This window comes from Escherichia sp. KTE172, from assembly GCF_000408845.1.
Taxonomy (GTDB): domain Bacteria; phylum Pseudomonadota; class Gammaproteobacteria; order Enterobacterales; family Enterobacteriaceae; genus Escherichia; species Escherichia coli.
This window is the reverse complement of sequence record NZ_KE137311.1, coordinates 108,617-122,757: the sequence shown is the minus strand read 5'-3', so window position 1 is coordinate 122,757 and position 14,141 is coordinate 108,617. Positions and strand designations below refer to the sequence as shown.

General features: G+C 50.9%; 18 protein-coding genes and 1 pseudogene. 11 read left to right on the top strand and 8 right to left on the bottom strand.

Annotated elements, in window-relative coordinates:
- Nucleotides 1-80: IS1 family transposase (locus tag G434_RS26705; protein WP_001401901.1), on the top strand; the 80-nt coding region annotated here is incomplete at its 5' end.
- 253 nt (nt 81-333) lie between these two features.
- On the opposite strand, the gene G434_RS23795 is transcribed toward G434_RS26705, so the two are convergent.
- The 4 genes from G434_RS23795 to vapB form a co-directional block, all read right to left on the bottom strand.
- Nucleotides 334-1,356, bottom strand: a complete 1,023-nt coding sequence (locus G434_RS23795) for a DEAD/DEAH box helicase family protein (protein ID WP_000361402.1) — start codon at nt 1,354-1,356, stop codon at nt 334-336.
- Entirely contained in the window at nt 1,341-2,906 is a 1,566-nt protein-coding gene (locus G434_RS23800; RefSeq protein WP_001128474.1) for an ATP-dependent nuclease, read from the bottom strand. Before G434_RS23800 ends, G434_RS23795 begins: the two co-directional genes overlap by 16 nt.
- A 74-nt stretch (nt 2,907-2,980) precedes the next feature.
- Nucleotides 2,981-3,397: a type II toxin-antitoxin system VapC family toxin gene (locus G434_RS23805; RefSeq protein ID WP_001034044.1), complete on the bottom strand. Its 417-nt coding sequence runs from the start codon at nt 3,395-3,397 to the stop codon at nt 2,981-2,983.
- On the bottom strand, nt 3,394-3,624 hold the full coding sequence (gene vapB, locus G434_RS23810) for a type II toxin-antitoxin system VapB family antitoxin (protein ID WP_001261286.1): 231 nt from the start codon (nt 3,622-3,624) through the stop codon (nt 3,394-3,396). Before vapB ends, G434_RS23805 begins: the two co-directional genes overlap by 4 nt.
- A gap of 532 nt (nt 3,625-4,156) precedes the next feature.
- Here vapB and G434_RS23815 point away from each other — a divergent pair.
- The 6 genes from G434_RS23815 to G434_RS23840 all read left to right on the top strand — a co-directional run bounded on the left by G434_RS23815 (nt 4,157) and on the right by G434_RS23840 (nt 8,373).
- Nucleotides 4,157-4,570 (top strand): hypothetical protein, encoded by a 414-nt coding sequence (locus G434_RS23815; RefSeq protein ID WP_016230899.1) that lies wholly within the window; start codon nt 4,157-4,159, stop codon nt 4,568-4,570.
- A gap of 1 nt (nt 4,571) precedes the next feature.
- Entirely contained in the window at nt 4,572-5,351 is a 780-nt protein-coding gene (locus G434_RS23820) for a site-specific integrase (RefSeq protein ID WP_016239126.1), read from the top strand.
- A gap of 179 nt (nt 5,352-5,530) precedes the next feature.
- Nucleotides 5,531-6,175, top strand: coding sequence for a ParA family protein (locus tag G434_RS23825; RefSeq protein WP_001144036.1), 645 nt, complete (start codon nt 5,531-5,533; stop codon nt 6,173-6,175).
- Between the two features lie 86 nt (nt 6,176-6,261).
- Entirely contained in the window at nt 6,262-6,570 is a 309-nt protein-coding gene (locus G434_RS23830; RefSeq protein WP_000030199.1) for a hypothetical protein, read from the top strand.
- 413 nt (nt 6,571-6,983) lie between these two features.
- Nucleotides 6,984-7,964 carry a plasmid segregation protein ParM gene (locus G434_RS23835; protein ID WP_000688514.1) on the top strand — a complete coding sequence of 327 codons (981 nt, stop codon included), beginning with the start codon at nt 6,984-6,986 and terminating at the stop codon, nt 7,962-7,964.
- Nucleotides 7,957-8,373, top strand: a complete 417-nt coding sequence (locus G434_RS23840) for a plasmid partitioning/stability family protein (RefSeq protein ID WP_001278813.1) — start codon at nt 7,957-7,959, stop codon at nt 8,371-8,373. Before G434_RS23835 ends, G434_RS23840 begins: the two co-directional genes overlap by 8 nt.
- A 1-nt stretch (nt 8,374) precedes the next feature.
- Here the strand turns inward: G434_RS23840 and G434_RS23845 are convergent, their stop codons facing one another.
- Genes G434_RS23845 through G434_RS23855 form a run of 3 tightly spaced genes read right to left on the bottom strand, consistent with a single transcriptional unit; the run spans nt 8,375 to nt 10,331 of the window.
- On the bottom strand, nt 8,375-9,649 hold the full coding sequence (locus G434_RS23845) for a Y-family DNA polymerase (protein WP_000457498.1): 1,275 nt from the start codon (nt 9,647-9,649) through the stop codon (nt 8,375-8,377).
- Complete coding sequence (gene umuD / locus G434_RS23850; RefSeq protein WP_000109071.1) at nt 9,649-10,086, bottom strand: translesion error-prone DNA polymerase V autoproteolytic subunit; 438 nt, start codon at nt 10,084-10,086, stop codon at nt 9,649-9,651. The genes G434_RS23845 and umuD overlap by 1 nt, the downstream gene beginning before the upstream one ends.
- Complete coding sequence (locus tag G434_RS23855; RefSeq protein ID WP_000618110.1) at nt 10,083-10,331, bottom strand: DinI-like family protein; 249 nt, start codon at nt 10,329-10,331, stop codon at nt 10,083-10,085. Before G434_RS23855 ends, umuD begins: the two co-directional genes overlap by 4 nt.
- Before the next feature lie 417 nt (nt 10,332-10,748).
- Between G434_RS23855 and G434_RS23860 the strand changes: the two genes are divergently transcribed.
- From G434_RS23860 to G434_RS26695, 4 genes and pseudogenes are all read left to right on the top strand, one after another.
- On the top strand, nt 10,749-11,651 hold the full coding sequence (locus G434_RS23860) for a DUF1281 domain-containing protein (protein WP_125075260.1): 903 nt from the start codon (nt 10,749-10,751) through the stop codon (nt 11,649-11,651).
- On the top strand, nt 11,648-11,959 hold the full coding sequence (locus tag G434_RS28820; RefSeq protein ID WP_014640311.1) for a hypothetical protein: 312 nt from the start codon (nt 11,648-11,650) through the stop codon (nt 11,957-11,959). The genes G434_RS23860 and G434_RS28820 overlap by 4 nt, the downstream gene beginning before the upstream one ends.
- A gap of 75 nt (nt 11,960-12,034) precedes the next feature.
- Nucleotides 12,035-12,544: pseudogene (locus G434_RS23865) on the top strand (DNA methyltransferase); the annotation flags it as partial.
- A 146-nt stretch (nt 12,545-12,690) separates the two neighbouring features.
- The gene (locus G434_RS26695; protein WP_001336609.1) at nt 12,691-13,197 is read left to right on the top strand and encodes a site-specific integrase; all 507 of its coding nucleotides are present in this window, start codon (nt 12,691-12,693) and stop codon (nt 13,195-13,197) included.
- A 41-nt stretch (nt 13,198-13,238) separates the two neighbouring features.
- On the opposite strand, the gene G434_RS23870 is transcribed toward G434_RS26695, so the two are convergent.
- On the bottom strand, nt 13,239-14,141 hold a 903-nt coding region (locus G434_RS23870), incomplete at its 5' end, for an IS5 family transposase (protein WP_077767456.1).

The following is a 14,141-nucleotide window of genomic DNA, read 5'->3' as shown; positions in this document are numbered from 1 at the left end:
AGTCGCTGTCGTTCTCAAAATCGGTGGAGCTGCATGACAAAGTCATCGGGCATTATCTGAACATAAAACACTATCAATAAGTTGGAGTCATTACCGCGCTTCCTGGGGGGTTAATGGCTGATGACGATAAAATCATATATCGAATGATTTATTTCTCTGCCTGTAAATATCAGGCCAGGATTTATTATGCGATTAATGATAAATATCATATCATCTGCGGGTTTCCCTCCACGCAGGTCCGGTTTCCGGCGAAACCGGAGCCTCATTTTTCGGCCTGAAGTTTTGTCGTTGACTACTTTTTACCGGCTTGTGCCCAGTTGAGAAGCCGCTGACTTAGTTTCTGAATCTCCGAAGATGGCTTTCCGGAATAAAATAGATGTTGCCCCGTGCCCGTGAGCAGGCCACGTATAGCCTGTTACGGGATGATGGTGGAAGTGCTGCCAGCTTCTGTTGGATGAGGCGCATCCAGTGGTTGGCCCCCATCACGATGCAGACGTCCTGAAAGTGGTCGAGTCCTTTACTGCCCCCCCAGTTCATTGAGTGGCATCCGTAACGGTGATGTTCGCGATAGAAGAGCTTGATCATCGTGTTGTCCGCGTGCAGGGCCGCTGAACGCGCTTCATCCGTGACGATTTCAATCTGGGTGGTATGTGTTCCATGAGCCGAAATGCGAATGTTCAGTTGTCCGGTAATGAACTCACACACTGTAGCTGAACAGCGCCATGTCCGGCTGAGCGTCTCACAATCCACCATGATACCCGCAGCCCTGAAGCGAGCCTCGTATCGGGTTATGTCTTCATGCAGCGTAGCATTGACGTTACCGTCGCGGCTTGTGTCAAAGGTATGCTGATAAAAATCCCCGCAGCACAGCACTGAGATTTCCGCGCGGCATAGCTCCAGCAGAAAATTAAAGTCATGGCCGGCAAAGTCCTGGACTTCATCAACGAACAACTCATCGTAGTAACGGGCAAGTCGGGTACGGATATCTGGCAGCAACCCCCGGGCTGTCAGCAGGTGTGCGAGCCGCCGGTGATACAGCCGTCCGGCGGGATCCTGATAATGCCGGATATTCGTGCGCGGTATTCTGGAAGGGGGCTGGTTGAAGCTCAGACCACGCGATGACAGTTGCTCCTGCAGGAAAGGGCGAAAACAGAAACCGTGCAGAAACTCAAACCAGGTCATCACACGGATCCCGTACGGTATGTAGCCAAAGCGTCTGATAATCTGCGCCCGCAGATGTGCTTCATTATTTACGGTGAAGGTCAGGATCAGCGTCCGCCGGTCCTCTCTTAACCGACGTATCAGCAGCGTGGTTTTACCCGAGCCGGCAACCGCAAATATCACTCTCTTATCCATGCCAGTGCCTCCTGGATATAATCAGGAACGGTCAGCTTTTCGGCGTGCAACTGTAACAGCTGGAATGCTGCTTCTGCCTTATTGGCCAGCATGTAATCCTGAACCGTGAGTGTCCGGCGGGTTCCGCGGAAAAGCGCATCACACAGGTCGGCATTATCCTGATACAGGCAGATTTCAAATGTGGAGCGGCTGTTGTCGTGGTCAGCAAATACCCGGGAGCGGGAACAAAGCACGTCAGCATAGCGTTCATCGCAATTTTGCTGATAGTTGCCGTCATTGTCGCGAAGGGCCGCGACACGATTTTCCAGAAGACGGGCCAGTTCAAGATAACGACGGAAACTCGTTCCGCCGATAGCGATGATGTGAACCCCGTCATCCTCCGGTGCCCTGCCATACAGGCGGTGATAAAAGGCCTCGATCAGAATAAACTCAGCATCCCCCTCCACGAGCAGCACGCGTCTGGCCAGCGCAAATTCCAGCACGTTATTATCCGGTGCTTTCATGAAGAAGGCGGCAGTCTCAGCGGAAAGTTCATTCATCAGTACCGGCCGGGTAGCTCCGAGGAGAATAGCCTTACGTAGGTCGAGGCGGGAGGAGATATGGCTACTGTGTGTGGCAATAAACACCTGCGTCTGCCGTTCCGTGGCAAGCTGATTAACCAGCCTCTTCATACTGACATGGCTGAGATGATTCTCCGGCTCCTCAAGCAACAGCGCGTGGATCTCTCCCCCCTGCTGCTGATGCCGCTGCAGCGCAAACTCCGTTTTGATGAAACACTGTCTTCCTTTTCCGCGGTGACGAATGGAAATACCGTCCTCAGTAATGTCCAGGTTCGCCTCAAGACCTGATTTAGCGCCGGAACGCACGCCAAACTGATACGTTTTCAGCGTGTCGTTTATGGCGGACAGATGCCGGGCGCAGAAGTGCATTTTCTGTTGCCGGTAACTGTTTTCAAGCCGGTACCGATCGGCCACCGGCACATTGACGCTGTAAACTGTGCGCGTATACTCCTGTGCGGCATGCTCGTTATCAATGCGTGCACTGTCTAAGAACAGATGGCGCAGATAGCGTCTGAAGCCTGCGAAATGACCACCGGAGAATGTGCTGAACTGCACGGAATAGTATTCATAGGGAAAATTATCAGGATCCTGCTGCAAAACATGGTGTATATCCTGACCGTATTCCTCCATCATGGGAGCAATGCGCATTCTGAGACCATCCGCATCGATACCCGCCAGATTTTGCCTGCCGTTCAGGTCAGGCTCTCCCCCATTACTCAGGAAAACGTCAGCGGTCAGCACGGGTAACTGATCGGCACGGCGCTCACCTTCCTGAAAATGCCTGACTGCTGACTGTGACAGGAGCGATTCCACCCCCAGCGCCTCAACCCGATGCCTGCTGTCACTCAGCACAAGGTCAAGAGCCAGCAGAATAGTGCTTTTCCCGGACTCATTGTCCCCAACCAGAATGTTACGATCGTTGCTGAAGCGCAGGTCCAGTTCCGGAAACTTTTTGAAGTTTTGCAGCATAAGCCGCGTGATCAGTGGCATTTTTTTATTCCTTTATATACCGCTGCCTGAAAGAGCGGCCGGCCGCGCCTGACCGCCTGTTTTGTTTTACAGCGTTATCTTACCCAGTCTTCCAGCACAAGACCCGGTACCCGCTCAAACTCTCTCACATTATTCGTCACCAGAATGGCACAGGCAGCGATGGCGTGTCCGGCTATCGCCGTGTCGTTCGGACCGATCGGCGTGCCGGCGAGACGCAGTGCCACCTTAATCTCCGTGGTCGCATCCACCGCGGCGCGGTCCCACGGCAGGACGGCATCGAGCCTCTCACAGAACGCGTCAACCAGTTGCACGTGGCGTGGCGAGGCCTTCGGACCGGTGGCACCGAAGCGCATCTCGGAGTAGGTGATGGCCGAGACCACGATACGGTGACCGCGCAGCACCGACTGCTCCAGGTGCTTAAGCAATGCTTCAGGTTGCTCGCGCATGATGAACGAGCAGATGTTCGTGTCGAGCATATAGATCTTGTTCACAGGTTAACTCGTCCTTCGTCGCTGACAACGTCCTCGCGCTCCGTCATAAAGTCCGGATCGGCCTTTTCTAGCTCCAGGAATGAGCCCCAGGTCGGCCGGACGGGGCGCAGAATGATGCTGTCCCCTTCCCGGACGATCTCCAGCTCGCTCACCCCCTCAAAATCCAGATCGCGTGGAAGGCGGATAGCACGGTTGTTGCCATTTTTAAAAATGGATACGGTTCTCATGATTCTCTCCCGGGTAAGTGTGGATATGTGATGCATATCCGGAATGATGTTCATTGCACCGGGTGTGTGCATATGTTTAGTATAGGCAGATGTCAGGCATATGGATATGTTCAGCCTATGTTATTTTCTCTCTTTCCCCGTGCAGATCCGGTTTCTGGTGGTTACGGATCTTCTTCTCCCCCCACACAACGCACCTCCCGTCAGCACAACATGTGGTGCCGGATTCAGCTGCTGATGACACTATATGTTGTGTCTTATCCCTGACCTGTGATGCGTCACGCAGGGGCGGAAAACAGCGATATGATTATTTCCTCAGCGTGGTACACTTCCGGAAAGTTGTGATATTCCGGAAAGTCGGATCTGACGGAAACGGCTCTCCGGTAATTTAACGGCGTGGTTATATGGATGCTTGTTATCATGGTGATGATTATAACGGCATGATGTTATCAGACGGCGTGACGGTAAGGGCAGTGATGATGGATGACGTTATCGCATGACCGTCCCTGCCCGGAAAAGAAAAAAGGAGTCACCCATGTTTTTTATTGAGAATGAAGGTCAGGCTGTCGCCGGAACGGATTACTGGCAGTCTGTACAGGCGCAGGCCGGATATGTCTACCTCAGCTGGAATGCCGGCGCAGCCAGGCTGCTTGTCCCGGATGCGGCAAAACATTTACTCAGGGAGATGCGGGGGGCTGAGTACGTCATCATCAGTAAGGGAGCACTGCATGGCCGCGATGCGCTGGAACTGGTATTTGAAGACGGCAGCGATGCGCCGTTTGTGATCCACATGCTGAGTGAGCAGTGCGATCGCCTGCTCCCCGAAAACAACCAGGGCGGGGGTTTTGTTGTCACCGTCCGGACGCGTGGCGGTAACCAGCTCCGTTATCCGGGAAAATACCGTGTTGTGGAAAACCTGCCCGACGTTTCCCCGTGGAGTGAACACTGATATGCAGCACCTGCCGGCACCGATCCACCATGCCCGGGATGCCGCTCAGCTTCCTGTTGCCATCGATTATCCGGCAGCGCTGGCACTCCGCCAGATGTCGATGGTTCATGATGAACTGCCCAAATACCTGCTGGCCCCTGAAGTGAGCGCCCTGCTCCATTACGTCCCGGATCTGCGCCGCAAGATGCTGCTGGCCACACTGTGGAACACCGGTGCGCGCATTAATGAAGCACTGGCGCTGACGCGGGGGGATTTTTCGCTCACGCCTCCGTATCCGTTTGTGCAGCTTGCGACCCTGAAACAACGGACCGAAAAAGCCGCCAGGACGGCAGGAAGAATGCCCGCCGGTCAGCAGACTCACCGGCTGGTCCCGCTCTCCGACTCCTGGTACGTCAGCCAGCTGCAGACGATGGTGGCAACACTGAAAATCCCCATGGAACGGCGTAATAAACGAACAGGCAGGACAGAGAAAGCGCGGATCTGGGAAGTGACGGACAGAACGGTCAGGACCTGGATTGGGGAGGCGGTTGCCGCCGCTGCCGCTGACGGTGTGACGTTCTCTGTCCCGGTCACGCCACATACGTTCCGCCATTCCTATGCGATGCATATGCTGTATGCCGGTATACCGCTGAAGGTCCTGCAGAGCCTGATGGGGCATAAGTCCATCAGCTCAACGGAGGTCTACACGAAGGTGTTTGCACTGGATGTGGCTGCACGGCACCGGGTGCAGTTTTCGATGCCTGAGTCCGATGCGGTGTCTATGCTCAAAAGAATTCCATAAGCTCTGACTTTTTTAAATCCCTTTCGGATATCTCATGGATATATTATCGGTATTTCATATTCTGTTGACATGCAGGACCGGTATAGAGTAAAAAAACATCTATTGAGTACCTCTTGGATATCCGAAAGGTGTCTTATGGGGTCTTTATGGGTATTACATGTGGATTCTGGAGATACACTATGCCTGTTATTGCTAATACGCATCCCAAAGGTGGTGTGGGTAAGACAACTTCATCCGTAAACATTGTTGGTGAAATGAAGTCTGATACAGTTGATCTGGATACTCATACCGGGCTTTCTATCATTCTGGGGCTGAGACCTGAAGGAAAAGAAATTTCCGTGAAAGTACCCAAAACAGTGGATGAGTTAATCGAAATTATGACTCCCTACAAGAACAGCGATAAGACGTTACTTATTGACTGTGGGGGATTTGACTCAGATCTTACCCGTACTGCGATTGCCTTTGCAGACTGCGTTATTGTCCCTTCAAAAGACTCCCTGACTGAACGTATTGGTTTGATGCATTTTGATGGAGTACTGGACGAAATCAGCTCTATCATGGGGACCGATATAACTGCTCACCTGTATCTCTGTAAAGTTAATCCTAACAAGAAGAAATTCCCTAAGCTTGATGCAATCCTGCCATCGTTCAAACATCTGAAGCTGATGAAGAGCCGCATTTCTGCTCGTGCAGAATTTGAGGATGTCATTGAGACTGGGATGGGAATCACTGAGTCTGTTCATGGGCGCTATTCGGCAGGAGGTAAGGAAGTTATTGCCCTGATCGAAGAAATCAATCATCTGATTGAAAATAACAAACAGTAAGGTGTGTCTATTGGGTATCCATATAGTATCCTTTGGGCTTTTAATGGATATCTTTTAAGTATCTAACAAACATCCTGGGTTATCTCATGAGCAAAGCGAAATTTAGTGCACAGGCTGAAAAACTGAAAAACCTGGTGGATTCTGCCAGATTACAAACTTCTTCTTCTGCCGTAACAGCAACAGCCCCGTCTCAGCCAAATGAAGGTGCAGAGGAAGTTTCAGGTCGTCCCGTGGCTGCCAGGACGAAGGCTAAGAATCTTAAGGCCATACCGCTGTCGTATTTTGAAGCTCATGCGGAACTTAAAGCGACCAGTAAAACATCTCTGGATTTTAGCTCATATATTATTGAGGCTATAAGAGAGAAGCTTGAACGTGATGGTGCAATAGGTCAATAAACTATCGGATACCTTAAGGGTATCTGATGTGTGTCTTTTAAATGCGTTATGGGGATTCTTCACGTACCTAAAGAGTCCCCATTAGACATCTTTCTGTTTATGGTGACATGATTCGTCACCGCTTTCCTTTCCTCTCAGTTTCACCATTTCATTCCTTTTCCCTTAACCTGAACCATGATGTCCACGATGTTTTTATATTGCATTTATGTGTCACATATAACCTTCATAATGTTTTTGTATCTATGATTTCCTCTGGTCTTAAAGTTGTGTGTACAATGTACATGCAATTTATCGTGTTTTTATGTTGCATTTGTCCTTTCAGAAAGACCGTTTTTTCATTATAATTGAATATACATTGCATGTATGAAGTATGTTTGTTTTTTCTATTTGTTTATGAGCAACGGAGACTGGTTATGAAAATCTTTATTGATGATGGTTCTACCAACATTAAACTTGCCTGGTTGGAGGATGGTGACGTGAAAACGTTAATCAGCCCTAACAGCTTTAAACCGGAATGGTCTTTTAGTTTACTGGATGATGCTGCTCCGGCTAATTACGAGATCGACGGCGAGAAGTTTTCATTTGATCCATTAAGTGCTGATGCTGTCGTAACGACTGAAACACGCTATCAGTACAGTGATGTGAATGTTGTGGCCATTCAGCATGCGCTACAGCAGACCGGCCTGAAAGCGCAGCCTGTTGATGTCATCGTCACATTGCCGATCTCTGAATACCTTGACGCCAACAATCAGAAAAATAAGCAAAACATTGAAAGAAAGAAAAAAAATGTGATGCGTGAAGTACGGGTGCAGGGGAGTGATGCATTTGTTATTCGCAGTGTTTCCGTTCTTCCTGAAAGTATTCCCGCTGGTTTCAGTGTTCTTGCGGGGCTTGAGGATGATGAATCCCTTTTGATCGTAGATCTCGGTGGTACAACTCTTGATGTGTCGCATGTTCGTAGCAAAATGACAGGGATTACAAAAACCTGGTGTGATCCGAATATCGGCGTGTCCCTGATTACATCCGGGGTTAAGGAACAGATGGCTGTACATGCTAATACAAGAGTGAGCTCATTCCAGGCTGACAATATCATTGTGCACCGTAATGAACCTGACTACCTTTCCCGTCGCATTTATAATGCTGAACAGCGTGAGTCTATCATTAATGTTATCAATGAACGGCAGAAGTTGCTTATTAAACGAGTTAATGATGTCATCAGCCGTTTCACCGACTATACACATGTAATGTGTGTTGGTGGTGGGGCTGAAATTGTGGCCGAGGCTGTGAAGAACCTGACTAAGGTTCCTGATGAGCGCTTTTATCTGAGCTCATCCCCGCAGTTTGATTTAGTCATGGGAATGATAAAAATGAAAGGTGGTGTGACTAATGAGTGATGAAAATAAATCCAGACGCTGCTCATTTGAACTTTTCCCGGATGAACGGACAGGAGATAAGATAGCAGATGAGCTCATTGCAAATGAAAAACTGAAGGAGCGGGGACGTTTCATGCGCGCGATGTTAGTTACTGGTGCGGCGTTTGCAGCTATAGATAAACGTCTTCCTTTGCTGATATCGGAGTTACTGACAGAAAATACGACTCTGGATGATATTAATAAGGTGATTTCCAGCGTAATACCAGGTGCTTTTTCGGTTGAAAAGAAATTGATTGAATTACTGGAAAAACAATCTGGTCTCCATACGTCTGTGGATTGCAGTACTCCCCTTACAGAGCAGAGTCTGTCGAGAAATGACGGTGAAGACCAGACCAGAAGAAACGCTGAAAATATGTTCGGAGATGACTGAACTAACCCAGCCTGGCCAGGGGAATATCTCGCCATTTAGTTGTATAACACTGACTCAACATTTCCCGTTTCATTTGCCATTCAGGGGCGGTTCCTCGCCCCGCAAACCACACTTTCCCTTTTCCCGACTGGTTCAGTTCATCGAGTGTTTTCATTAACTTTTCACTGTTTTTACGGGGCTGGATTTCATCAAATAATCCCGGCTGCGCTATACCCGATGGTGTGAAATCAGCCAGCATGACTCCTGCCTTCATATAGCGGTACCCTTCACGCCAGACATGGTTTAAGGCTCTGCATGCGGCGGCAATAATGTCCCGGCTGTCCTGTGTGGGCAATGGAAGCTTTTCCACAGCGGCATTGCTGTAACAGGGTTCTTTTACTGCAAAGGGGGATGTCCGTACAAATGTCGTCACCTGCCGGCAATACTGACGCTCCCCACGTAGTTTCTCTGCGGCCCGCTCTGCATACTGAACAACAGCCTGGTGCATGGCATCTTTGTCTGTGATTCGTTCACCAAAACTGCGACTACAGACAATCTGCTGTTTTGCCGGTGGTGCTTCTTCCAGGGATATGCAGGACTCGCCGTTGAGTTCGCGTACCGTACGCTCAAGAATGACGCTGAAGTTTTTCCGGATGAATGCCGTGTTAGCCTGCGCCAGCTGCAGTGCTGTGTTAATACCCAGCGCATTCAGCTTTTCCGTCAGTCTGCGTCCTACTCCCCAGACCTCACCAACTGGCTGCAGTCCCAGTAGCTTCAAGATCCGATTACGGTTTTCTGCCGTCAGCGCGACCACACCGGAAAACTGTGGCCATTGCTTTGTTGCCCACTGTGCACTTTTAGCCAGCGTTTTTGTAGGCGCAATGCCCACCCCCATGGTGAGTCCTGTCCAGCTCTTTACCTGTTCCCTGAGCTGATGACCAAAAAACTCCGGAGAGATGCAATGATTTATCCCCCGCAAATCAATAAACATTTCATCAATTGAGTAGGGCTCAACTGCGGGAGAAAGCGACTCCAGAACAGCCATGACCCGTTGGCTCATGCTGTGGTACAGCGCATAATTGCTGGAAAATACATGTATTTTCTTCTCCAGGCGCATCTGTCTCACCTGAAACCAGGGCTGCCCCATTCTGATGCCAAGGGCTTTTGCCTCCGGGCTGCGCGCGATCACACAGCCATCGTTATTGCTGAGTACGATGACCGGTTCGTTGCGAAGGTCCGGGCGGAAAACTTTTTCACATGAGGCGTAGAAACTGTTGATATCAGCCAGTGCAAACATCAGCGTAACTCCCGCGTCCTGTGTATCACGTGAGTGACAACACCAAAAATACAGATGTTTTCCGGATACAGTGTGCGGAACTCCGGGCTGTCTGAAACCGGCTCCAGTGCCGGGCGTGGGCGCAACAGCAGTCGTTTGACGGTGAACTCACCGTCGATCTCAGCGATAACGATGTCCCCGTGTTGTGGTTTTTCGGCCCTGTCCACTACCAGCAGATCACCATTCTGCACGCCAGCCTGGTTCATCGATTCACCGCTGGCGCGCAGAAAGAAGGTGGCTGCAGGTCTGCTGATGCAATAGCTGTTCAGATCCAGTTCCTGCTCAGCATAATCAGTGGCAGGCGAAGGAAAACCGGCCTGGCAACGATCGGCAAACAACGGTCGCACGTAACTGTCATCGCCTGAAGGGTCAGCCGGACGGTGATAAACGGTACTCATGCTGCAGGCAGCCAGCTGTCGTCCTGCCAGATTTCTTCCAGCAGAGACAGGATACGTTCTTTATCCTTGTCGTTGCGGGCTCCTGTGACAGATACAGACGGGGCGCTGCCCTGGTCTATACGCAGCCAGATTTCCGGGTAGTGTGGTTTCAGACGTTGTTCGATTTCATTCTGTAGCGCCTGAAGTGTGCCTGATTTGAGGTTTTTTGTGCTCTGGCGGTCGAAAAGAATTTCAATGCGGATCATGTTCTCATCTCCCTTTTTTGTTGCTGTATGCATATACAGTATTCTAATAACTGAATCCACACACAGTCAAATGTCATTATTGTGACTAAAAAACGCTCAATTCTCTGAGAGTGTGGCTGTATGCCTGCTGTGGACTGCTGTGTCCAGCTTATCCACAGCATTTTGCGCACGGTTCTGTGAATAAAATACCTGGTTACCCAGGCCGTGCCGGCACGTTAACCGGGCTGCATCCGATGCAAGTGTGTCGCTGTCGCCGGCCTCCTCACCCGGTCACGTTTCGTCGTTCCTCCTCCACGCGCTGCGGCTTCGGGGCCGCACCTGCATTCGTATGCGGTCGCCCGGTTACAGGTGCGGCACGGCCTGATGGAGGCCGCATGTGAGAGGAGAATTCCCATGCCAAACTGGTGCTCGAATCGTATGTATTTTTCTGGTGAACCGGCACAGATCGCTGAGATTAAACGACTGGCCAGCGGCGCAGTCACACCGTTTTATCGCCGCGCCACAAATGAAGGTATTCAGCTGTTTCTGGCCGGAAGTGCCGGACTTCTGCAGATCACTGAAAATATCCGCTCTGAGCAGTGCCCCGGAGTGACGGCTGCCGGACGTGGTGCTGTATCGACGGAAAATATCGCGTTCACCCGCTGGCTGACACACCTGCAGAACGGTGTACTGCTGGATGAGCAAAACTGCCTGATGCTGCATGAACTCTGGCTGCAGAGCGGTATTGGCCGGCGTCGCTGGAAAGGATTACCGGATGATGTCAGGGAAACCATCACTGTGCATTTCACCGCAAAAAGAGGTGACTGGTGTGACATCTGGGGTAGCGAGGATGTATCGGTGTGGTGGAACCGTCTGTGTGACAACGTAGTGCCGGAAAAAACCATGCCGTTTGACCTGCTGACGGTTCTGCCGACCCGCCTGGATGTTGAAGTGAACGGCTTTAACGGTGGTGTTCTGAACGGTGTTCCTTCTGCATATCACTGGTATACAGAACGGTATGGCGTGAAGTGGCCTTGTGGGTATGACCTGAATATAAGTAGTCAGGGAGACAACTTCATTCAGGTTGATTTCGACACGCCGTGGTGTCAGCCGGAAAGCGACGTTATTGCAGAATTAAGCCGCCGTTTCAGCTGCACGCTGGAGCACTGGTATGCCGAACAGGGCTGTGATTTCTGTGGCTGGCAGTTGTATGAGCGCGGAGAGCTCGTTGATGTGCTGTGGGGGGAACTGGAATGGTCTTCCCCGACAGATGACGATGAGCTGCCGGAAGTCACCGGACCTGCGTGGATAGTCGACAATGTGGCGCATTATGGCGGATGAAGTATGACGGAGACGGGCGGGAAACCGCCCGTTTCTTTTCCGACAAAGGATGTCGCCGTGCTCCTCTTTTTACTGCGCCGGCTGACGCGGCGCGGCATAAACGCTGCCTGTGGTCAGTGTCCCGCGTCCGGCGGGCACGGGACGGGCGCTTTTACCGCTCCCGGCTGGCGTCGGTGACAGTGTACGCCAGCCCGTCGCCCTTTTCTGATGAACGCCCTTCAAGCCGCTTTCGCGGCATAACCTTGCCGTCAGAAAGACGACGGCTGCGGTATTCCACGGTCGGCCTGACCCGTTACCGGACGCGGTGAACAGCCCACAGGCAGCGGGGAACGGGCACCACAGGGGTGCCCTCCCGGTGCCCTCTGTAAGAGAAGGAGTTTGGTATGTCCCGTTTTGTCCTCGGTAACTGCATCGATGTTATGGCCCGTATCCCTGATAACGCCATTGATTTCATCCTCACCGACCCGCCGTACCTCGTCGGTTTTCGTGACCGTCAGGGGCGTACCATTGCCGGCGATAAAACCGATGAATGGCTGCAACCGGCCTGTAATGATATGTACCGCGTACTCAAAAAAGACGCGTTAATGGTGAGCTTCTATGGCTGGAATCGCGTCGATCGTTTTATGTCTGCCTGGAAAAATGCGGGATTCAGCGTTGTTGGTCACCTGGTCTTCACCAAAAACTACACATCGAAGGCCGCATATGTGGGCTATCGCCACGAATGCGCCTACATCCTGGCAAAAGGCCGTCCACGTCTGCCACAAAACCCGCTGCCGGACGTGCTGGGCTGGAAATATTCAGGCAATCGTCATCACCCGACGGAAAAGCCCGTTACCAGCCTGCAACCGCTGATTGAGAGCTTCACACACCCGAACGCAATTGTGCTGGACCCGTTATGTTGAGTTTCACATAACGGGTCTTATGTGGTGATGATCGTTATGTTGTGATATCGATCTGAATATTGATGCCATGAGCTGCTGTATAAATATCAAGCAACATAACAACTGTTATTCGATATTTATAAACAGAGGTGATGGTCGTGACTGAACTTTTACCGTCAAAATCTGATATATGCTCGAATGCAGAAGACTCCTCTACTGATATGCTGCTCGTTGGATTCGAATCTTACATGGTTAATGAACAGGGACTGTCACAGGAGACGATTCGAGGTCGAATGTTTATGATTCATCGTTACCTGAAAGCCTGTGCCGAGAACGCTATCATTGATGTGTTTTCTAGTTATGCAGCTGAAGAGTTTCTGAAGTTTTTGCGTCTTAAAAAAAGATACTCGAGACGTTCTCTTCAATATGTGACTTACTGCTTACGCGCATTTTTTAGGTACGGAGCCAGTTGTGGTCGATGTAATAAATTGCTAGTAGATTGTTTACGCAGTACCCGAGTTTATTCTTTGGCTTCGGTTCCTACAGGACCAAACTGGAGTGATGTAAGGCGACTCATCAGTGAATCTTGTGGGGATAAACCTTCTGATATTCGTGCATGTGCTGTCTTAATGTTGCTGACAGTCTATGGAGGCTTTGTTGAATAAATCAGATTTCGGGTAAGTCTCCCCCGTAGCGGGTTGTGTTTTCAGGCAATACGCACGCTTTCAGGTATACCTGCTTTCGTCATTTTGTTCAGCGCTCGTACCAGGGCCATAGCCTCTGCAACCTGACCATCGTAGTCACGCAGTGTCAGTGAACCTCCGAACAGCTGTTTTACCCGGTACATCGCCGTTTCCGCTATCGAGCGACGGTTATAATCTGTTGTCCATTTCCACCGCGCATTACTCCCGGTCAGCCGCTGATTCGCAACAGCACGGTTACGGTCTGCATATTCACCGGGCCAGTAACCCGCGCCTTTTCGGGGCGGGATAAGCGCGCTGATTTTCTTACGCCGCAGTTCATCGTGACAGAGCCGGGTGTCGTAAGCGCCGTCTGCCGATGCTGCCCTGATTTTTCTGTGAGTCTGCCGGATAAGACCCGGGAAGGCTTCTGAGTCCGTCACATTGTTCAGCGACAGGTCTGCACAGATGATTTCATGTGTTTTGCTGTCAACTGCCAGATGCAACTTTCGCCATATACGACGGCGTTCTTTGCCGTGTTTTTTGACTTTCCATTCGCCTTCACCAAAGACCTTCAGCCCGGTGGAATCAATCACCAGATGCGCGATTTCACCTCGGGTGAACGTTTTGAAACTGACATTAACCGACTTTGCGCGCTTGCTGACACTGGTGTAATCCGGGCAGCGCAACGGAACATTCATCAGTGTAAAAATGGAATCAATAAAACCCTGTGCAGCCCGCAGGGTCAACCTGAACACGCGTTTAATGACCAGAACGGTGGTGATGGCGAGATCAGAATAGCGCTGAGGTCTTCCCCGTGATGAAGGCGTTGCCGACTCATACCAGGCCTGAATAGCTTCATCATCCAGCCAGAAAGTTATGGAGCCACGGTTGATGAGGGCTTTATTGTAGGTGGGCCAGTTGGTGAT